Source organism: Candidatus Hinthialibacter antarcticus, assembly GCA_030765645.1.
In the GTDB taxonomy this organism is placed as follows: domain Bacteria; phylum Hinthialibacterota; class Hinthialibacteria; order Hinthialibacterales; family Hinthialibacteraceae; genus Hinthialibacter; species Hinthialibacter antarcticus.
Window position 1 is genome coordinate 1 of the sequence record JAVCCE010000033.1, and the last position, 19,714, is coordinate 19,714.

Annotated in this window: 18 protein-coding genes; 9 read left to right on the forward strand and 9 right to left on the reverse strand. The window is 51.5% G+C overall.

Features of this window, described 5'->3' with window-relative positions; all coding sequences use genetic code 11:
* Positions 1–106 precede the first annotated feature (106 nt).
* Both P9L94_08525 and P9L94_08530 read right to left on the reverse strand, forming a co-directional pair.
* The gene (locus tag P9L94_08525; protein ID MDP8244109.1) at positions 107–409 is read right to left on the reverse strand and encodes a P-loop NTPase fold protein; all 303 of its coding nucleotides are present in this window, start codon (positions 407–409) and stop codon (positions 107–109) included.
* 20 nt (positions 410–429) lie between these two features.
* The gene (locus tag P9L94_08530) at positions 430–1,281 is read right to left on the reverse strand and encodes a hypothetical protein (protein MDP8244110.1); all 852 of its coding nucleotides are present in this window, start codon (positions 1,279–1,281) and stop codon (positions 430–432) included.
* Positions 1,282–1,373: 92 nt separating this feature from the next.
* On the opposite strand from P9L94_08530, the gene P9L94_08535 reads away from it, so the two are divergent.
* From P9L94_08535 to P9L94_08560, 6 genes are all read left to right on the forward strand, one after another.
* The gene (locus P9L94_08535) at positions 1,374–2,660 is read left to right on the forward strand and encodes a PLP-dependent aminotransferase family protein (protein MDP8244111.1); all 1,287 of its coding nucleotides are present in this window, start codon (positions 1,374–1,376) and stop codon (positions 2,658–2,660) included.
* Positions 2,661–2,676: 16 nt separating this feature from the next.
* A complete protein-coding gene (locus P9L94_08540) occupies positions 2,677–3,099 on the forward strand; it encodes a hypothetical protein (GenBank protein MDP8244112.1) in 423 nt (140 codons plus the stop codon).
* A gap of 218 nt (positions 3,100–3,317) precedes the next feature.
* The gene (gap, locus tag P9L94_08545) at positions 3,318–4,313 is read left to right on the forward strand and encodes a type I glyceraldehyde-3-phosphate dehydrogenase (protein MDP8244113.1); all 996 of its coding nucleotides are present in this window, start codon (positions 3,318–3,320) and stop codon (positions 4,311–4,313) included.
* Positions 4,314–4,424: 111 nt separating this feature from the next.
* Positions 4,425–5,612, forward strand: a complete 1,188-nt coding sequence (locus tag P9L94_08550) for a phosphoglycerate kinase (GenBank protein ID MDP8244114.1) — start codon at positions 4,425–4,427, stop codon at positions 5,610–5,612.
* A 15-nt stretch (positions 5,613–5,627) separates the two neighbouring features.
* The gene (secG, locus tag P9L94_08555) at positions 5,628–5,999 is read left to right on the forward strand and encodes a preprotein translocase subunit SecG (GenBank protein ID MDP8244115.1); all 372 of its coding nucleotides are present in this window, start codon (positions 5,628–5,630) and stop codon (positions 5,997–5,999) included.
* A 333-nt stretch (positions 6,000–6,332) separates the two neighbouring features.
* Positions 6,333–7,502 carry a glycosyltransferase family 4 protein gene (locus P9L94_08560; GenBank protein MDP8244116.1) on the forward strand — a complete coding sequence of 390 codons (1,170 nt, stop codon included), beginning with the start codon at positions 6,333–6,335 and terminating at the stop codon, positions 7,500–7,502.
* Between the two features lie 276 nt (positions 7,503–7,778).
* Here P9L94_08560 and P9L94_08565 read toward each other — a convergent pair whose 3' ends face one another.
* Genes P9L94_08565 through surE form a run of 3 tightly spaced genes read right to left on the reverse strand, consistent with a single transcriptional unit; the run spans position 7,779 to position 10,417 of the window.
* Complete coding sequence (locus tag P9L94_08565) at positions 7,779–8,963, reverse strand: RtcB family protein (GenBank protein ID MDP8244117.1); 1,185 nt, start codon at positions 8,961–8,963, stop codon at positions 7,779–7,781.
* Between the two features lie 17 nt (positions 8,964–8,980).
* Positions 8,981–9,619, reverse strand: a complete 639-nt coding sequence (locus tag P9L94_08570) for a YqaA family protein (GenBank protein MDP8244118.1) — start codon at positions 9,617–9,619, stop codon at positions 8,981–8,983.
* 12 nt (positions 9,620–9,631) lie between these two features.
* Positions 9,632–10,417 (reverse strand): 5'/3'-nucleotidase SurE, encoded by a 786-nt coding sequence (gene surE, locus P9L94_08575; GenBank protein ID MDP8244119.1) that lies wholly within the window; start codon positions 10,415–10,417, stop codon positions 9,632–9,634.
* A 183-nt stretch (positions 10,418–10,600) separates the two neighbouring features.
* Between surE and P9L94_08580 the strand changes: the two genes are divergently transcribed.
* Positions 10,601–11,218, forward strand: a complete 618-nt coding sequence (locus tag P9L94_08580; GenBank protein MDP8244120.1) for a YceI family protein — start codon at positions 10,601–10,603, stop codon at positions 11,216–11,218.
* Between the two features lie 52 nt (positions 11,219–11,270).
* Here P9L94_08580 and P9L94_08585 read toward each other — a convergent pair whose 3' ends face one another.
* Complete coding sequence (locus P9L94_08585) at positions 11,271–12,503, reverse strand: mandelate racemase/muconate lactonizing enzyme family protein (GenBank protein ID MDP8244121.1); 1,233 nt, start codon at positions 12,501–12,503, stop codon at positions 11,271–11,273.
* A 121-nt stretch (positions 12,504–12,624) separates the two neighbouring features.
* Between P9L94_08585 and P9L94_08590 the strand changes: the two genes are divergently transcribed.
* Entirely contained in the window at positions 12,625–14,022 is a 1,398-nt protein-coding gene (locus P9L94_08590; GenBank protein MDP8244122.1) for an amidase family protein, read from the forward strand.
* A gap of 239 nt (positions 14,023–14,261) precedes the next feature.
* Here P9L94_08590 and P9L94_08595 read toward each other — a convergent pair whose 3' ends face one another.
* Complete coding sequence (locus P9L94_08595; protein MDP8244123.1) at positions 14,262–15,230, reverse strand: HD-GYP domain-containing protein; 969 nt, start codon at positions 15,228–15,230, stop codon at positions 14,262–14,264.
* Positions 15,231–15,557: 327 nt separating this feature from the next.
* Here P9L94_08595 and P9L94_08600 point away from each other — a divergent pair, with 327 nt between their 5' ends.
* Positions 15,558–16,973, forward strand: a complete 1,416-nt coding sequence (locus P9L94_08600) for a sulfatase (protein ID MDP8244124.1) — start codon at positions 15,558–15,560, stop codon at positions 16,971–16,973.
* 11 nt (positions 16,974–16,984) lie between these two features.
* On the opposite strand, the gene P9L94_08605 is transcribed toward P9L94_08600, so the two are convergent.
* Both P9L94_08605 and P9L94_08610 read right to left on the reverse strand, forming a co-directional pair.
* Positions 16,985–17,605 (reverse strand): hypothetical protein, encoded by a 621-nt coding sequence (locus P9L94_08605; GenBank protein ID MDP8244125.1) that lies wholly within the window; start codon positions 17,603–17,605, stop codon positions 16,985–16,987.
* An 81-nt stretch (positions 17,606–17,686) separates the two neighbouring features.
* Positions 17,687–19,708 carry an acetylxylan esterase gene (locus P9L94_08610; GenBank protein MDP8244126.1) on the reverse strand — a complete coding sequence of 674 codons (2,022 nt, stop codon included), beginning with the start codon at positions 19,706–19,708 and terminating at the stop codon, positions 17,687–17,689.
* Positions 19,709–19,714 lie beyond the last annotated feature (6 nt).

Genomic DNA, 19,714 nt, shown 5'->3' on the forward strand with positions numbered 1-19,714 from the left:
ACTCGTTTGTGGAATTATGGAGCATAGACCAAACGGATTTCAAATCGATTACAAGCAATGGAGCACCTAGTTCCTAAATTTTGAGACACTTACAACACTTCTTCTTTCAAACGTTGGGACAGTAGTGATCTTGAAGTAATTCTGAAATTTGTATTACAAGTGGAGTCAATAAATCTGTCTTTCCGTATTGCCATGGATTAATCCAAAGTGTTTGAGTTAAAATTTGAGAATGCTCTGATGAATTTATTTCTTTCTCAATTCTCTTTAATGTATCAGTTTTTCCATGCCCCCAAGGGCCTTGAATAGATATAACTGATCCAGAGGGCAGGTTTGAAATCATATTGATGATGCTTTTTGCAAATTCATCATGACCTAAGGCATCATTTGGTAAACTAATTTCATTTGTCATTTTGTAATCTCGGTTCATACTTACATTTTCACCGCTTTGCCCGGGTAGTGGCTAACCATCAGCGGTTGGTCACCGAGGGCGGGGAAGTTTTGCCCCGGCGCACTGGCTTCTTCGACCGCGCGCTCGACCTCTTCGTCGGTGAAGCCATAATCCAATGCGCGGCCTATATTGGCTGAAGGCAACATGCCGATACGCGCTTTGTTGTCTTCATTACGGAACAAATAACAATGCAAGCGCTCTTTGCCGCCGATGTAGATTCCGACTTCGCGGTCAACGCTAACGTCCATCACATAGTCAATCATGTAACCCGGCGCTTCATCGCAGGGGACGCGCTTATGGATCAACAGATGAGCGCGGCTGCCGTCCGCCGCGTTCAGTCCAGTTACGAATAATGAAGATTCAGGGAAATATCTGAGAAATTGTTTCGCCCGTTCTGATTCCAAGCCAATTTGATAAACCGACTCTGGATCGATTCTGCTTTCAGTAATGCGAACCCGCAACCGGAATTGGTCGATGATTGGGATGAACAACCCCGCGATCAGGGCGACCACAACAGTTGAGAGAAACGGCGTCGCCAAAAAGAAATAAGGAACCACAAATAAGATAATGGTCATGGCGGCGGCGGAGACCCAACGGTCTTTCGTTTCCGCCGCCAGGGTTTTCTTCTCCCAATTGAGGAGCAGGTCAATCGGCCACCAGAAAAATACAAATCCCAGCGCGGTAAAATAAAATTTATAGATCAAACTGGGGTATTTTGAATATTCAGCGGGAATAATCACCGGGTCGGTGTTATTTAACAAAAAAATCAGCAAAGTAAAAGCGGTTGAACACGCTAAAAAGATCAGCGTTCCATTGGGTGAAAGTCGAACCATCTTGACCTCATCGCGCTTTGTGGAATTATTGAATGCGTAATACTGACTCTTGGCTATGATATTAACACAACAACAGGTGGGACCGTCAATTCATGAATGACAATAATTGGAACAATCGGTTTTCTCAATGCGGTCAAAGAACGGCGGCGCCGGAGATCAGCTGGCTGATGGCGCAAGCGCTGGAAACGCCGGGATTGATTTCACTTGCGGCGGGATTTGTCGATCAGGAGTCGCTGCCGCACAATGTCGTTTCGAGCGAAGTCGGTGAGATTTTAAATGAACCGGTCCGTGGACGCGCCATGTTGCAATACGGCACCACTCAAGGGGACGACGGCTTGCGGCGCATGTTGCAGGAGCGGCTGCTTGAAGAAGGCGTTGTGCATCCAAACGCGCCAATTGACGCGTCGCACTTTATATTGGGTTCCGGCTCGCAGCAAATTCTCTATCTGTTGGCGGAAGCGCTGCTGGATGAAGGCGATATTGTTTTGATGGAAGCGCCGACCTATTTTGTCGTGCTGGGCGCGATGCAGACGCGCGGCGCTCAGACCATCGGCATTGATATCGACGAAGGCGGCTTGGTTCCTGAAAAATTAGAGCAAACATTGCAGCGTCTCGAAAGCGAAGGCGCCTTGGACCGCGTGAAGATGTTGTATTGCATGACCTATGCGGGCAATCCTCACGGCGTGACCTTGCGGGAAGAGCGCCGTCCGCAAATATTAAATATTCTTCGGAAATACCGTGAGCGCGGGTATCCAATCCTCTTGTTAGAAGACGCCGCCTATCGTCGGCTGAATTTTTCGACGCCGCCTCCACCGGTCAAGTCGCTGGACGAAGACAACGATCTGGTGCTCTATACCGAATCATTCTCCAAGTCGCTTTCGCCGGGGCTGCGGCTCGGTTTTGGCGTCGGCCCGAAGGAGATCATCGACAAATTGATCCACCTTAAAGGCAACCACGATTTTGGCAGCAGCAATGTGAGCCAGACCATCTTAAAACGCATTCTTGCGGTCGGCGCGTTTGACCGCCATGTTGCGTTACTTCGTTCGGTGTATCAAAAGAAATGCGACATTGCGCTTGATGTATTGATGGACGCAATGCCGCAGGGGGCTCATCTGCCTCATCCCGACGGCGGGTTTTATATCTGGGCGACTTTGCCGGAAGAGTATGATACGGGAGCGAAAGCGCCAATTTTCCAGGCGGCGATCCAGTCGAAAGTTTTATATGTTCCGGGAGCGTTATGTTTTTCGCCTGACCGTCCTGAATCCGCCCGGTCGTCAACGATGAGAATCTCGTATGGGCAAATCGGGGAAGACGAATTACGCGAAGGTTGCGAACGCCTGGCGGGCGTATTGGCGCAATTTGCCAGCGCCGCCCGGTAAATGAGGAGAACAGACATTGCCCTTTGATGTGACAGATACGGTATTGATCGTTGTCGGGTCGGAGTTGGTTCCTGAAGAAAAAGACCGGCCGCTTGCCTATCAACTCAAGCAAGCGATGGACAAATTTGGCGATAACCGCTTTCAAAAAGCCGTTGTCGTCTCTGACCACTGGTTTCTGGACAACCCGATTTTTCAGGCCTGCCCCAGCATTATCCTGGGGGGAGCAGGCGTAAATAAAGCGGCGGCGGAGTCGTTTAACCGCATCCCGTTGGTATGGACGGGCGGGGAACGCGCGTTTGTTCATTTCTCGCTCAGTGACGGCGAAGCCAAAGCCGCCATCTGGGGGCTGGATGAACGAGGCACAACCGAAGCGCTCAACGCCTTTATCTCCGACGGATACATGGAGCAGTTCGTCGCCCGCATCTGGAAACGCGTATAATTCAATCGGAAGACGGTGTTTTATGAGAGAATTGTGAGAAAGGGCCTGCGGTATTCTCCCTGCCTTACGATTTAGGGCGCCGACGTGTAATATAGTAGTTCAGGGAATCGTCTCAAAAAGCATTAAACCCCTACGTACATACATATAAAGTTGCGCCAACCGATCTCAAAAAAGGCGCTCTATCAAACCAGCGTGTGAAATCACACAGGAGGAACAAAATGTCTGTAAAAATTGGAATTAACGGATTCGGACGCATAGGCCGCTTGGTCGCGCGCGCCGCACTTGCCAAAGGCGGCATCGAAATTGTCGGTATCAACGATTTGACCGACTCCAAAACATTGGCCCATTTGTTCAAGTACGACTCGATTCACGGCCTGTATCAAGGCGACGTCAAAGATGAAGGCGGCGCGATTTCTGTTGACGGCGTCAAGATTCCTGTTTCCGCCGAAAGAGACCCGGGCAACTTGCCTTGGGCGAAATTGGGCGCGGAAATCGTTATCGAATCAACTGGTATCTTCACCGCTCGCGAAAAAGCCGCTTTGCACATGAAAGCCGGCGCCAAGAAAGTCATCATCAGCGCTCCGTCAAAAGACGCTGACGTGACCGTTGTTTTCGGCGTGAATGACGATGACTATGTCGCAGCGAAGCACGACGTTCTTTCAAACGCTTCCTGCACAACCAACTGCCTGGCCCCCGTCGCCAAAGTCATCCATGACAACTGGGGAATCAAACGCGGTTTGATGACCACCATCCACTCATACACCAACGATCAGCGCATTCTCGACTTCCCTCACGAAGATTTGCGCCGCGCCCGCGCCGCCGCGATGAGCATGATCCCGACCAAGACCGGCGCCGCTGCTGCAATCGGCCTGGTTATGCCTGACTTGAAGGGCAAGATGGACGGCTTCGCGATTCGCGTCCCGACCCCGAACGTATCCGTGGTCGACTTGAGCGCCGAATTGGGCAAGTCTACGACTGTTGAAGAAATTAACGCTGCGATCAAAGCCGCTGCGGATGGCCCCATGAAGGGCGTCTTGCAGTACGTCGAAGACCCATTGGTTTCCGTCGACTTCGTCGGCAATCCTCATTCCTCCTGCTTCGACCCGGGCTACACTCGCGTCATGGAAGGCAACTTCATCAAAATTCTTTCCTGGTATGACAACGAATGGGGCTTCTCAAACCGCGTCATCGACTTGATTAACAAAATCGCCTAAGCGGTTTTTCCATAACAACCATTTACGGGGCCGTCTCTTTGGGGCGGCCCCGTTTTCCCGGTTGGGCCTCGGGGGAGCGCCCGCCAAGTCAATCACAACAAGGATCGAACCATGAAGAAAAAAACTATTGATGATATCAATCCCCAAGGCAAGCGGGTCTTAGTGCGGGTCGATTTCAACGTCCCGCTCGACGACAAATGCAACGTGACAGATGACACCCGCATTCGCGCCGCGTTGCCCACCATTCAGGCGCTGATTGACAAAGGCGCGCGCGTAATTTTGATGTCTCACCTGGGGCGCCCCAAAGGCCAGGTGAAAGAAGAATTCCGTTTGAAACCCGCTGGCGACAAACTCGCTGAATTGCTTGGTAAGCCGGTCAAATCGCTGACCGAATGCGTCGGCGCTGCTGTTAAGGCCGAAGTGGACGCCATGAGCGACGGCGACGTTGTGTTGCTGGAGAACCTGCGTTTTCATGCCGAAGAAGAAGGCAATGACGAAGGCTTCTGCAAGCAACTAGCCGAACTGGGCGACCTGTACGTCAACGATGCGTTTGGTACGGCCCACCGCGCTCACGCTTCGACCGAAGGCGTAACCCGCTTTTTTGACACCAATGTAGCGGGCTATTTGATGAAAAAAGAGATTGATTATCTCGTCTCAACGCTCGATAGCCCGGCGCGTCCGTTTATCGCGATTTTGGGCGGGCTGAAAATCTCCGGCAAGATTGACGTGATCCAGAACCTGCTAGACAAAGTCGATGCAATCATGATCGGCGGCGCGATGGCGTATACGTTGCTGAAAGTAAAAGGCGTAGAAGTCGGCGACTCCATTGTCGAAACCGAAAAACTGGATGTTGCCAAAAACGTCATCAAGGCGGTCGAAGAAAAAGGCGTGAAGTTTCTGTTGCCGTGCGATCACAAAGCGGCGGCGGAAGTCAGCGACGGCGTCGAACCGCAAACCATCAACGAAGAAAACATCCCCGCTGGCTTGAAGGGCATCGACATTGGCCCGGCCACGGTTGAAGCCTTTAAGAAAGAAATTGCCGCAGCGAAGACGATTGTTTGGAACGGCCCGATGGGCGTGTTTGAGATTCCCGCATTCGCTGAAGGCACCATGCAGATTGCGAACGCGGTGGCTGATTCGGATTCCGTTTCCATTGTTGGCGGCGGCGATTCGGTCTCAGCGGTTCACAAAGCGGGCGTTAGCGATAAAATTACGCATATTAGCACGGGCGGCGGCGCCTCGCTTGAACTCTTGGAAGGCAAAGAACTTCCAGGCTTGGCCGCGCTTTCCGATGTATAACGAGGAGCCAAACGCATGTTTTATCTCTTAAGTCTTTTGCAGTTATTTGTCTGCGTCGCATTGATCTTTTTTGTTTTGATCCAATCCAATAAAGGCATGGGTCTGGCTGGCGCATTCGGGTCCGTCGGCGGCAGCGACAGCGTGTTCGCGTCGGGCGGGATGAATATCCTGGTCAAGATTACGATTGGCTTGGCGGTGGTATTTGCGCTGAATAGTCTCGCACTGACTATCATCACGCCTCCAGGCGGTCAGAGAAGCCTGCTAGATGACGACGCCAATATCGTCGGCCCCGCGCTTAGTGAGTTAGTTGAACAGTCGCAAAGCGGCGGCGAGACGACATTGCCTGCGCAAGGCGGCGACGTTGAACAAGCCGCTCCACAAGAATAAGAGCATACCAAATTTTGTTTTACCCAACGGCCTGGAATTTTCCAGGCCGTTTTTGTTTGGTCAAATACAATTCTTAAAGGCTTGGCGTTGTGTCGGAATGCGCTAGCATCAGGTATCAGAAAGCATATCTCATTCGTGGTATTGCGAGCGAAGCGAGGGGAGGGCGAGTCTCCCGACGAGCCGCGTATAATTGAAACGCTTTCTGTCAATCGCGGCTCACCAGGAGGTTCGCCCTCCCCACATTATTAGATCGCCGCGTCGTCCTAAAGAGCCTGCCTGCGGCAGCCAGGCGCCTCGCGATGACATACAAGTCGAGTATATTTATTGTATTCTATGAACCAGAAATCAAAAAAAATCAAAATTGTCCGCATCATCGCCCGGCTCAATGTCGGCGGGCCTGCGATTCATGTCATCTTATTGACGCATGGTCTTGATTCCGAAAAATTTGAAACCGTCCTGGTCAGCGGGGTTGAGGCGCCCGAAGAAGGCGACATGCACCACCTCGCCGAAGAGAAGGGCGTGAAGCCGTTTATCATCCCCAACCTGGGGCGCGAGTTAAACCCGTGGCGCGACATCAATACGCTGTGGCGCCTCTACAAACTCATCCGCCGGGAAAAGCCTGACATCGTTCACACTCACACTGCTAAAGCGGGATCGGTGGGGCGCGTCGCCGCATTGCTGGCGGGCGTCCCGGTGATTATTCACACGTTTCATGGGCATGTGCTGCATGGCTATTTTGGGAAATTGAAGACGGCGTTCTTTCGCGGCGTCGAGCGATTTCTGGCGGCGCGCAGCAGCAAAGTGATCGCCGTCAGCGAGAAGGTGCGGCAGGACTTATTGCAATACCGCGTCGGCGACGAAGACAAAGTTATCAAGATTCCACTTGGGCTGGAACTCGAACCGTTTCGTCATCCCGCGCCGGATGCGCGGCAGCGGCTGCGTAGCGAATGGGGGCTTTCCGACAGCGATTTTGCGATCGGCATGGTGGCGCGCATGGTTCCCATTAAACGCCATGAAGATTTGTTCCGGGCGATTCCTGCTGTAATCGAGAAACACCCGAATACATACTTCATTATTATCGGCGACGGAGAATTACGTCCTGAGTTGGAAGCGCTGGCGGACAAATTAGGAATCACTCATCGTTTGGTATTTACTGGTTTCCGCGACGACCGGGCGGATGTGTATTCCGCCGTTGATCTGGTTGCGTTGACTTCGGGCAATGAGGGGTTGCCAGTGGCGGTCATTGAGGCGCTGTCGGCTGGAAAGTCTGTCATGGCGACGCGAGTGGGCGGCGTACCGGAGTTGATTGAAGACGGCGTGACGGGATTTATTGCCGAGCCGTATAATCCCGCCTCGATTGCAGACGGCTTTCTTCGTGCATTAAAAGACCCTGCCGCGACCGCCGAGATGGGACGCCGCGCTCAGGACGATGCGATCCGTAAGTATTCGATTTCACGCTTGATTGGTGATCTTGAACTGCTTTATCATTCACTGTTGAAATAAGAGGCAAGACTTGGGTGAGTCTCTCTTCGCTTCAGTGCAGGCTTTCAGGCCCTGTTCACAGGCGCTCAGATAGGCTCCCCCAAGCCTTGCCGTTCTTTGATCGATGGTAGAAAATTAAATTTGTGGTGTAAGAATCCACTCTGCAAAACTTAGTAGGGGCGCAGTGCGCTGCGCCCGAATCCCCCCTGGCGCCTGCTGCGCCTCCCCCCCCCTTAAAAAAAGGGGGCTATTTCACCGAGTTTAGAAGTAGAGAGAAAAACGCAGGAGATACATGCCTCACCCTTTCACCACGGCGAGCGGGGCCAGGCGGAAGGCGGGTTCGACGAGATGTTGTTGTTTCTTCATCACGTCTTCGATGTCTTTATAGGCGGCGGGCGCTTCGTCGATGATGCGCTTCATGCTGGGCGCAGCGATATGTACATTTTTTACTTGCTCTGCGAATGACTCTTCAGAGATTTCCTCCCGCGCTTGCGTTCTACTTTTGCAACGCCCCGCGCCGTGTGAGCATGAACGGAACGAATCAGCGAATCCCTTGCCGCGTCCAATGTAGCTGCATGTTCCCATTGAGCCTGGAATCGTAACCAGTTCGCCCTCCAATGCGCGTACAGCGCCTTTTCGATGGACAAGAACTTTCTCGCCGAAATGCGTTTCCCAAGCGGCGTAGTTGTGATGAGTGCATACTTCAAGCGTGCATTCGATGGGGCGCGAGAAGATTGCTTCCATGATTTCAAACGAGGCGTCGAGCATGTGCAGGCGGTTTTGCATGGCGAAGTCCATCGCCCATTGCATCTGGTCGAGATACTCTTGCGCTTCGGGCAACCCCAGCGGCAGCATGGCATAATCTTTTGGCAGGCTTGAGTCTTGCGATTTGCAATAGTCTTTTGCGAGTTTGTGATAGTGATTGGCGATGGTGTACCCGATGTTGCGCGAGCCGGAATGCAGCATTACCCACAACCAGCCGTCTTCGTCTTTTTGAATTTCGATGAAGTGGTTGCCGCCGCCTAATGTTCCCAATTGAAATGGAATCTCATCTATGCGCTCAGCAACGACGGGCATGTATTCTTTTAAGTCGCGCTTGGCTTTTCCTTTCACGCGTATGCGTTCGATCACTTCGCCTTCTTGCGGTTGCTCATGCCATTTTTTTCCAGTAGGGATATCGTAAAAAATTTCATCAGCGGCTTGTTGGATGTCGTTGCGAACATCCCAAAATTTGATGTTAGTACGGGCGGCGACCATGCCGCAGCCGATATCGACGCCAACCGCGTTGGGCATGACCGCGCCCTTGAGCGCCATTACGCCGCCGACCGGCATGGCGTAGCCCTGGTGTGCGTCAGGCATCAAGGCAATGTGGTGAAACGCGCCGGGGAGTTTGGCGCACCACTCCGCCTGGTCGCGGGCGCCGCTCTCGACTTCATCCAAAAAATATTGAATGGGGATGCCATCCGTCGGATCAAGTTTCATACGGATAGATTACTGCGTTATTCTACTGGCGGAACGGCATTTTTTTTCGGTCCAATAAAACGAAGCGAAATAAAACCGAAGATTCCCAAAACCAGCATCGCCGCGAGAAATAAATCAAAGCGGTGCAACAGCGGTTTGGCTTGTTCGCCGAAGAAGTAGAGAATCGAACCGACTAAATAGAAACGCCCCGCCCGACCAACCAGCGAAGCGAGCATAAAGCGCCAGAAGGGAATGCGGCACAGTCCGCCCGCGATGGTGAATACTTTGTAGGGAATCGGCGTGAAGGCGGCGGCGAGTACGACCCACACGTCATATTTGTTGTATAGCCCTTCAACTTTGTCGAATTTTTCCTGGTTGAAAATCCAATTCGTCCAAGGAGAATTCACCAGCCATGTGACAAATGGGCGTCCGCCGAAGCGTCCGATGGCGTAGCCCAGCGCGCCGCCCAACACGGAAGTCACGGTTAGGATGGTCGCCAGTAGGTAAGCGGAATCAGGCTGAATTACGCCCATGAGAATAAACGGGATGTCGGGCGGGATCGGGAAAAATGAAGATTCAGCAAATGACAACACCCCAAGGGAAACCAAGGCGTTGTCGGTAAATTGGTTGTTTTGAATTACGAGAGAAATCGTCCAGTCTTTGAGTTCGCTAAACACGCAAGGTCTCCATTATTTGCTATCAGATTGATTAACGTCCAGGTTCCATTTATCAATTTCCGCAATGGCGTGAAATTGGGTGAAGTCGTGTCCAAGCGGCGTGACGGAAACTTTGCCGTCTTCGATGGCGTGAAAGTCTGTACCTTCCGCTTCGACCCAGGTGGGCGTTTCGCCGCCGATCCAATAATACTCTTTGCCTTGCGGGTCATGCCGCTGAATGATGACGTCGCGGTATACGCGCTCGCCGAGCCGGGTTGCTGTGATGCCTTTCAGTTCTTCATAAGGCAGGTTGGGGACGTTCACATTCAAAAACGTCCCGTCGGGCATGTGTTTGTTTAACATGTCTTTTGCGATCACGCACGCAATTTTACCCGCTGTGTTGAAATGCTGTGTCTCGCCGGGAACGACGAGGTTTAACGAAATCGCAAAGGAGGGGACGTTGTTTAAATGGCCTTCGTGGGCGCCCGCGACGGTTCCTGAATAGACGGTGTCGATGCCTAAGTTGGGGCCGCGATTGATGCCTGACGCCACCAGGTCGGGCTTGAAGTCGAGAAAGCCTCGGGCCCCAAACATGACGCAATCGGCGGGCGTTCCGTCAATCATATACACGCGTTCGCTTAACTGGTGCGCCCGGATGGGGTGGTTCATGGTGAACGAGTGTGACACTGCGCTGCGTTCGCGGTCGGGCGCGATGATCCATACTTCGCCCAGCGTTCCAAGCGCATCCGCCAGCGCGGTCAGGCCGGGAGAGTGAATTCCATCGTCATTTGTAACAAGAATACGTAGTTTATTGGTCATTGGTTGTTTTTCTTTGTGGAATAGATATCGAGGCGGATTATTCTTTCGCAATGCCTGTTTGTCAACGCGACGGAACATCGAATCGTCTTCGGAAGAACTGTTTAAAAAATATTAATTTGTTTTTAGGAAAATACCCAGGAAGTTGATATAATCAGTAAACTTTATTGGATCAGGAGATAAGAGATGAGAAAAGTATCTTTCGCCATACTTGCTGTTTGTGCAATGATTGCCGTAGGGTGTTCGAATCCCGCTGACAATGTGACCGAAGCGAAGGTTTCCAGCCCAACAGGTGAGGCCGCCGTGTCCGCAGAAGGCAAAGCCTACACGGTTACGCCCGCATCGACTATCGGTTTTGTTGGATCAAAAGTCACAGGCAGCCATGACGGCGGTTTTGAAAAATTTAGCGGCGAGTTTGTGTTGGTCGATGGATCGCCCGAAGGATCACACGGCGCCATTGAGATCGATATGGATTCAACCTGGTCAGACAATGACCGCTTGACCGGACACTTGAAAAGCCCGGACTTTTTCGGTGTTGAGAAAAACCCGACAACGACCTTCAAGGCGAACAAGATTGAGAAAGCGGCTGAGGGCTACACCGTCACGGGCGAGTTGACTCTGCACGGCGTGACCAAGGCAATTTCGTTCCCGGCGCAAATCGCGGCTGAAGACGACTTGATCAAATTGAACGCTGAGTTTTTCGTCAAGCGCTTTGATTTTGAGATCAAGTATCCGGGTAAAGCCGATGACCTCATCCGCGATGAAGTTGTGATTAAGTTAGACATTATCGCGAAGGCAGCGTAATCAACCCACGCCTTATTTGAAATGTCGGCATAAATAGTAATCGTGAATAAAATCACACAATTCGTTCGGCCTTTTTTAGGCGGTCTTCCAGAGGCGCGAGTCCTAATCCCGCGCCTTTGGGGACGCTGACCTCGCCGTCTTTCATTGTCAACGGCGGATCATAATACACCGACTTTTCAAAGCCTTCCTTGAATTCCTGATACGGCCCGATGTTTGGCGTACAGGAGGCGAACTGTACGACTTCGACGAAACCAACGCCGCTGCCGCCCATGTGTAAGGTGATGGGCATTCCCGCAACGGCTGCCATATTCGCTACCCGGCGTGAACGGATATACCCGCCGTAGTAATGCAAATCCGGTTGTACGACCTGCACCGCGCCGTGATGCACCATCCAGCGAAAGCGTCGATGGCTCGATTCACACTCGCCGCCCGCAATATCGATCTCAAGCGCATCCGCTACGCGCTTGGTGTCGTCGAGATGGTCGAATGGACAAGGCTCTTCAAAGAAAATCGCGTTCGCGTCTTGCAGGCGCTTGCCAATGTCGATTGCTTTGGGCGGATCATACGACCCGTTCGAGTCGCTATGGATGTCAATCGAATCGCCCAGCGTTTTTCGCACAAGAGGGATGAGCGCTTCACTGCGCCCGGGGATGGAATCGGCGTTGTTGCTCATGCGCCCGCCGATTTTGAATTTGACCGCTTTCACGCCGTGCTCTTCAACCTTACGTTTGAGAATATCCACTTCTTCTTGCGGCGAAGTCTGGCGATTGCCGCTCGCATAATATACCGGGATGCTCTCCCGCAATACGCCGCCTAACATGTCGCCCAACCTCTGATTGGTGATGCGCCCCAGTAGGTCTAAGAGCGCCATCTCCACCCAGGCGACGCAGCACCACAAGGCAAGCCCCTGCAATTTATAATTGCTTTTGAATCCATACAATTCATCAAGCAACGTTTCGAGGTTGCGTGCATCTTTGCCGATGAAATGCGGAAGGACATTGTCGCGCAGCAATGGGTACAGTTGAAACGCCCGGTTATTGGTGATGGTATATCCCACGGCGCCGTCACGGCTGGCGGCCTTGAGAATATGGTCGTTGCCCAAGCGGTGCAATTCAAAACTCTCAATCAGAATCGGAACGGATATCTCCTTCAAATTCAGAACGGGGCGTTGCGCGGCCTGATCTATGGCTTCCATTGATGGAGTCGCACGAATGGATTGAGCGGAGGCGGGCAAGGCGGCGATGGCTGCGGTGGATTGTAAAAAACGTCGGCGGTTGGTTGACATATCATTTCCCCAATTTGAGTATGGGACAATTATATGCAAAGAACGCGGCTTGAGTCATCCACTCTGAGCGATAAAGTTTAAACGGAAATCATTGCTGCATCGTATGCTTTGGGAGACAACAATGAACGATCTGGTCCGAATGAGCGCTCGCGAAATTGCTCAAGCCATTCGCAATAAAGAGATTTCTTCACGAGACATTACTGAAGCCTGCATTCAGAAAATCGAAGCGGTGAATCCAAAATTAAACGCCGTTGTTCAGCCCTGTTATGAACGAGCGCTTGAACAAGCGGTCGCCGCTGACCAGACTGTTGCGCACGGCGACGCATTGGGAGCGCTGCACGGCGTTCCATTCACCATGAAAGACAGCATCGAAACCGAGGGGCTGACATGCGTTTGTGGAACCGAAGGCAGAAAAAACTTTGTCCCCAAACAAGATGCGGTCTTGGTCAAACGCTTGCGCGATGCGGGAGCGATCTTATTAGGCAAAACCAACGTGCCGGAAATTTGCATGGCGTTTGAAAGCGACAACGTCGTTTTTGGTAAGACGAATAATCCCTATAACATCAACAAAAGTTCGGGCGGCAGCAGCGGCGGTGAAGCGGCCATCATTGCAGCGTGCGGGTCGCCGTTTGGTTTGGGCAGCGACGCTGGCGGCAGCATTCGCTTTCCCAGCCACGCTTGTGGAATCGCAGGACTCAAACCGACGACGGCGCGCTTGCCGCGCACGGGACATTATATTCCACCCGGCGGCGCCCTGGGGCCGCTCTGGCAAATTGGGCCAATGGCGCGAACCGCAAAAGATTTGGCGTATCTCTTTCCACTGTTGTTGGGCGACGATCCCGGCGATCCGGCAATTGTCCCTATGCCATATCTTGATGGGCGGTCAGTCGAAATTCGCAAACTCAAGATTGCGTATTATACAGACAATGGCGTCGTGACGCCGACACAGGAGACGCAGCAAACCGTAAAGTCAGCGGCTGAATGTTTTGCCCAACTCGGCGCTGAAGTCATCGAAGCGCGGCCTGCTTGCTTTGGGCGCGAGGCGGACATCTGGCTTGATCTGTGCGGCGTGGATGGAGGCGAATTGTTGAAGCAGGTATTGCAGCAAAGCGGTACGAAAAATTTCGCGCCCATCATGCAGCGATTGCTTGATATCTGCCAGACGCGAAAGCGCGACGCCAATGGCTTTCATCATCTATTGTTTGAGTGGCAGCAATTTAAGCAATCGGTTTATGAATTTATGCAGGGTTATGACCTCATTGTTTGTCCTACTTGCGCAACGTCGGCGCTCGATCACGGCGTGAGTTATAACGATGACGTGTTTCCGGGATTCAGTTATACGATTGCGTACAATTTGTCCGGGCTGCCGGGGGCGGTGGTTCGCGGCGGCGAGTCGAAAGACGGTCTGCCCATTGGTGTTCAACTAATCGCCAAACCGTGGCGCGAAGATGTTGCGCTGGCAGCGGCGATTGCATTGGAAGAAGCAACGGGCGGCTGGAAAGCGCCAACGGGCGTGTAGCCGAAAATGCTTAAAATGGTTCTTCCGTAAATTGGATGTTTTTTTTTATTTCGCTGTATGGGGCATGGGTGCAACTCTGCTGGCTTCAGTGCGGGCTTTCAGGCCCTTATGCACAGGCGCTCCCAGAGTTTCATCCATATCACATATTTGGTTTGTTAATTTTTGATATACCGGAATACGTATTCATAACCAAAATCATGGCCATCCATCAATTTAAGTTCTCACTTAGCGGTTGAACCTTAAAAATTAAATAAATGGACGAATTTGGAGAAGAGATCGCTGTCAAAATGACCAACCATCTTTTCTCTCATAATTTGTAATGCTTCAAAGGTGGTCAGCGGTTTTTTATAACTACGCTCCATTGTCAGCGCGTCAAACACATCCGCAATGGCGCATATTTTTCCGTATTCGTGAATTTGCGCACCGGTCAGACCATAAGGATAGCCTGATCCATCTTCCCGTTCATGATGTTGGCTGACGATGACGGAGCACTCTTCGCTCAGTTCTCCCGCTTCTTTCAATATGCGCAATCCGCGTAATGGATGTTCGCGCATGACTTCCATTTCTTCGTCGGTCAAGCGACCGGGCTTACTGAGTATTCGATAGGGAATCTCGGTCTTGCCAATGTCATGCAGAAAGAAGGCGGAGCCGAGTTCATTCAAGTCATGTTTTGAATCTTCACCGTAAAATTGCTTTGCAAGCGACAGAGATAAGACGCCGACATTGACCGAATGCGCGTAGGTATTGTGGTCATACGCCGTGATTTTCAATAATTGCAATGCGGTTTCCTGTTCGGAGAGGATCATGTCAGACATCTTATTCAGTGCTTCTTTTGTCACTTTGATACATTCTGCTTTAGGAGACTCAAATAATGATTCAATTAAGGTAATCGCATTCTCATATACTTTTGACGCTTTTTCTTTTGGAGAAAGGTTGGGGTCAGCAATCGCCATGAGCAACCGGTCTGACGCCTCAAAGGGGTTTGGTTTTACGTTAGGATGAGCGATTGGTTTGATTGAGGTTACGTCATCATACTTAATGTCGCGCACGATGAAGTTCTTGCGGGTCGAATTTTTGACGCAGCTCAATTCATGTTCATTTGATATCGTATATTCTAAAAAATCCTTCTGGTTTGAAAGCGTATCGGGCGGTAATTCAATACACATCCCAATGCGAAGGTCTTCTGACGCTACTTTTTGATGCATCATAATCGTTACTGTCCTTCAACCATTTTAAAATCATGTCTCATAATTAAAGCAACTAGCGTACCGATTTTATCATCCAGATGCAATCATAAGCGCTGTTGTGTAATGCCTTGAAATATAATACGTTATAATATTTTATTGAGGAAGTGAATTTTTTAAATTTATCAAAAATTGTAACCGTACCTGTTTCATTTTTTCCAATAGTCACACAGTATGTTACTGGAATGAAAATATAAAAACGTAAATTGTTTTTTCGGCGTTGACAAATAGAGGGGGTATCCAGCAAGATAAAGTAGCGGGCCAGGACAATGCGTTATTGGAGAATATGAGATGAAGAATCAATGCCTGAATCGTCGTTCCTTTGTAAAAACGATGGGTGGTGGCGCAGCTGCGCTTCTGGCGAAACCCGCTCTTGGACAAGACTCGAAGCGTAAGCCGAATATCATTGTAATTTTTTGTGATGATTTGGGATATGGCGATTTGGGCGTATTTGGTCATCCCAGCATCCACACGCCCAATCTTGACGCGATGGCGCATGAAGGCCAAAAATGGACCAATTTTTACGCCGCCGCCAGCGTATGTACGCCTAGCCGGGCGGGAATTTTAACCGGGCGCCTACCGATTCGAAGCGGCATGTGCAGCGACAAGAGCCGCGTTTTGTTTCCCGATTCCTCAGGCGGGCTTCCAGCCGATGAGATCACCATCGCCGCAGCTCTCAAACCACAGGGGTACGCGACGGGTTGCATCGGCAAGTGGCATCTCGGGCACCTGCCGCAATATTTACCGACAAGCCACGGCTTTGATTCTTACTTCGGCATCCCATACAGCAACGACATGGACCGAAGGGGCGGCGATCAAACCAAAGACGCTGACAACAGAGCGACGCCGGAAAACTGGAACGTTCCTTTGATGCGCAATGAAGAAATTATTGAACGCCCCGCAAATCAATACACCATAACCAAACGCTATACCGAAGAGGCGCTTCAGTTTATAAAGGCGAACCAGGAACAACCGTTCTTTCTCTATCTTGCTCACAATCTGCCGCATATTCCTCTCTTCACTTCAGATGGATTTAAGGGAACTAGTGCGCGCGGCCTTTATGGCGATGTGATTGAAGAGATCGACAACGGCGTCGGGCGCATTTTGCAATCATTGAGGGATAAAGGCATCGCTGAAAATACGATGGTTGTCTTCACCTCCGATAACGGGCCTTGGCTTCCATTCAAGCAGGACGGCGGCTCGGCTGGATTGTTGAAAGACGGAAAAGGCACCACCTGGGAAGGCGGGATGCGTGAGCCGACCATCTTTTGGCAGCCAGGGCGCATTCAGCCGGGCGTTGTACATGGCATCGGTTCGACGCTAGATATCTTGCCGACGGCGTGCAAACTGGCGGGCGCAACAATCCCTGATGATCGGTATTTGGATGGGCTAGACCTATCGCCTGTCTTATTTGGCAACGATGAAAGCCCTCGTAAGACCATGTTTTATTATCGAGGACAACAGTTATACGCCGTCCGAAAGGGCGCCTTCAAAGCGCATTTCATTACAGAGACGGAATACACCAAAGACAAAAACCGTCAGCAGCATGACCCGCCGTTGTTGTTTAACCTGATGCACGATCCTTCTGAGAAATATAATGTTGCAGACAAACATCCTGAGGTGTTAGCAGAAATCGCTAAAATTGTTGAACAACACAAAGCAACACTCACGCCAGTGAAAGACCAACTGGCGGAGCGTATAAAATAAATTACGGCAATCTAATCGGTTTTTGATGATGCGTCCGGGCCCATGCCTTTTGGCGTATATTCGCGGTCTATGGTTAATACGAATTTGTCAAATTCAAATCCGTCTTCCCGCATGGAAAATGCGATGGAGTGGAGGCCGGGTTCGTTGATGTCCAGGTAGATTTTATAGGGTTCTCCACAATGGTTTTCTTGCGTGCGTTGTTTACTTTCCCATCGCCAATCGTTTTTGCCTACGCACCATTGCATACGGCGTCCTGTTTCCGGCCAGAGACCGTCAAGCCCGACATGGATGCCGTTGTCTTCTGGTCCCGTCGAAAATGCGCGCACCCATACATAGTATCTACCTGGGGTTTTGAATCGAACTTTGTACGTCAAAATCGCGAGTTGGCCCGGCGTGTTTGAAAAGTTTTCACCAGAAATTAACGGATCATCATGGGTTCTTCGCGTGTCGGGTAATAATTCAAGATAGGCGCCGCCGCTGGCGCTTTCGGCGTGATTCCCGTCGCCGTCCGGCTCGATTCCCATTGGGTTTTGAGGCGTTACGGTATACCAGAAGCGAACGCTGTTCAGGTCATGCGAAACATAATGCTCGGCTTCAATGGAAGCCAAGCCATCGGACTCTTCGAAGATCATTTCTCTGTCAAGCCCATAAGAATTCACACACAATATACAAAGACAGAGAACCAATAAACGCAAATGCATAATGTTCCTTTCTTAGTTCGTCATTCGCGCCGGATGTTGCATGACGTCATAGGGTTCCAGCATTTCAATTTTGTCTGGAGCAATGGCGTTTACCAAGTCCGGTAGGTCGTATATCCGCAAGACGCCGTGGATGGCGTTCTCTAACTGATTGTTGGTCATATTGGCGTCAACGACGTTGCTCCACGATTGCAAGGCGTGAATCAAGGTCGTCTTGGCGAACAAGCCAGGTTCTAAAAAAGCGGCGTGAAGCGCAGGCGTTGAGGCTTCTCGAACCGCAATGAGATGGACCGGCTGGCGGATAGCGGGATCAATGCGGCTGATGTATTGCGCCGCAACGAGAATATCTTCCGTTCGCATCCCGACGTAGGATTGTTGCAGCATATAGGCGCTCAGCACGTTTCGCCACGATGAATTGAAATGATTGTGATACGACTTCAGGTTATCTTCATGTTTTGTTTCACCGACGCCGCGAATATCAACCGCGAGAACAATACGGCCTTCGCTGAGCTCTTTCTGAATGAGTTCTTCCATTCGCCCGGCGCTTTTGCCTTGGCCGTGCACGATCAGCGCGGGGCCTGAATTGACTTCTTTCGGCTCGTACTGTACGGCGGGCAGAAAAATGCCCGGCTCCGGCTTGATGATGAGCCGAGTGATGGTTACGCCGTCGTGTTCTGTTTGGTCGATCGTTTCAATTTCGGGTTTCGGCAACTGTTTGAGACCGCGAACGCCCGCGATTTGTCGAACGCTTTGTCGTGTGGAAGATGCTTTGGCGTGTCCCCATAAAACCTGGCGTTGATCCGATAATTTTTTGTTGAACTCGCGATTGAGATCGTAGACGGAACGCGCGCCGGGGATGGTCATCACTTGTCCGTTGGGGGCGCATAGGGCTTCTTCATCCGTTAATGGCTGCAAGTCGGCAGGTTCGATGATGGTCTCATCTTTTCCAAGCAGCCAGCGCTTCATCCATTGCACGGAGGCCTGGCGCAACGGCTGCGTGAAGCCGTGTTCTTCATTGGCCTCGGCGAGTTCAATGTGATGGGGAACCCCCATGATCGTATAAAGCCGCTTGGCTTCGCGAAAGGCTTTCCAAGTCCCTTCAATGGGGAAAAAATCGCGGGTGGCGCAACACATCAGCGTAGGCTTGGGCGCCCGCATGTGGATGTAGTCTGCATGGTCCATGCCGATGGCGATTTGGCCGTAGATGTCTTGTTCGGAATCTTGAGGCGGCACCATCGATAATGTCGATAGATAGCAACTGGGCGCTGCGACGGTGATGCGGTCGTCTAACGCCATGAGATAACTGGTCAGCGTTCCGCCGCCTGAGTTGCCGGTGCAGCCGATGCGTTCCGGGTTGACTTCGGGGCGGCTGCATAAGTAATCCAGTGCGCGCATCCCGTCCCAGATGCGGTAGGTCGCGGTGTTGCGTCCTAGCAACATGCTGCTGATGCCTGTCATGGTGTGACCGAGAGTGCCGCCGATGATGGGCTGGTTATTTTCGTCGATGAGTTGATAGCGCTCGCCTTGGTCGATGGGATCGTAAATCAACGCGGCCATCCCATTCAACGCAAGCAGCATACAGGCGCGTTGGTAGCCGTCGTACGCTTTTCCATTGGCGCTGTGTCCGCAAGGAACCAACACGCCGGGGTAAGGCGGCTTGGCGTCGGGAAGAAACAGCATCGCGCTGACGTAATGCTGCGGCTGGCTTTCAAATAAGATTTTTTCAATGGTGAATCCGTCTTTTTTGATGGTCTCAACCGTTTTCGCGTTAAGCGGCGTACGTTCGGGGAACCCACCCAGCATTTCTACAAAATAATCGCGCATCCGCGCTTGGCGCTCAAGAATCTGTTGCGGCGTTTGCAGGGCTTCGATTGCTTGGGCGCGATTGGAAAACGCGATCTCGTTGAGTTTGCCAAAATAGGTTTCCATCATGCGGCTGGGGGTGACGCCTTCAATGGTTCCCGGCAAGACGGACGGGACTTCAGCGCTTGCCGTAAGCCCGACAAAAAGCATAAGCATCGCCAGTGTTCGCAGCATGGTTAT

Bases quoted from the DNA above. Each gene is read 5' to 3' on its own strand.
- P9L94_08525 (MDP8244109.1), bottom strand. From the start codon at position 409: ATGACAAATGAAATTAGTTTACCAAATGATGCCTTAGGTCATGATGAA.
- P9L94_08585 (MDP8244121.1), bottom strand. From the start codon at position 12,503: ATGTCAACCAACCGCCGACGTTTTTTACAATCCACCGCAGCCATCGCC.
- secG (MDP8244115.1), top strand. From the start codon at position 5,628: ATGTTTTATCTCTTAAGTCTTTTGCAGTTATTTGTCTGCGTCGCATTG.
- P9L94_08535 (MDP8244111.1), top strand. From the start codon at position 1,374: ATGAATGACAATAATTGGAACAATCGGTTTTCTCAATGCGGTCAAAGA.
- P9L94_08560 (MDP8244116.1), top strand. From the start codon at position 6,333: ATGAACCAGAAATCAAAAAAAATCAAAATTGTCCGCATCATCGCCCGG.
- P9L94_08530 (MDP8244110.1), bottom strand. From the start codon at position 1,281: ATGGTTCGACTTTCACCCAATGGAACGCTGATCTTTTTAGCGTGTTCA.
- P9L94_08600 (MDP8244124.1), top strand. From the start codon at position 15,558: ATGAAGAATCAATGCCTGAATCGTCGTTCCTTTGTAAAAACGATGGGT.
- P9L94_08565 (MDP8244117.1), bottom strand. From the start codon at position 8,963: ATGAAACTTGATCCGACGGATGGCATCCCCATTCAATATTTTTTGGAT.
- P9L94_08590 (MDP8244122.1), top strand. From the start codon at position 12,625: ATGAACGATCTGGTCCGAATGAGCGCTCGCGAAATTGCTCAAGCCATT.
- P9L94_08580 (MDP8244120.1), top strand. From the start codon at position 10,601: ATGAGAAAAGTATCTTTCGCCATACTTGCTGTTTGTGCAATGATTGCC.
- surE (MDP8244119.1), bottom strand. From the start codon at position 10,417: ATGACCAATAAACTACGTATTCTTGTTACAAATGACGATGGAATTCAC.
- P9L94_08605 (MDP8244125.1), bottom strand. From the start codon at position 17,605: ATGATCTTCGAAGAGTCCGATGGCTTGGCTTCCATTGAAGCCGAGCAT.
- P9L94_08595 (MDP8244123.1), bottom strand. From the start codon at position 15,230: ATGATGCATCAAAAAGTAGCGTCAGAAGACCTTCGCATTGGGATGTGT.
- gap (MDP8244113.1), top strand. From the start codon at position 3,318: ATGTCTGTAAAAATTGGAATTAACGGATTCGGACGCATAGGCCGCTTG.
- P9L94_08550 (MDP8244114.1), top strand. From the start codon at position 4,425: ATGAAGAAAAAAACTATTGATGATATCAATCCCCAAGGCAAGCGGGTC.
- P9L94_08610 (MDP8244126.1), bottom strand. From the start codon at position 19,708: ATGCTGCGAACACTGGCGATGCTTATGCTTTTTGTCGGGCTTACGGCA.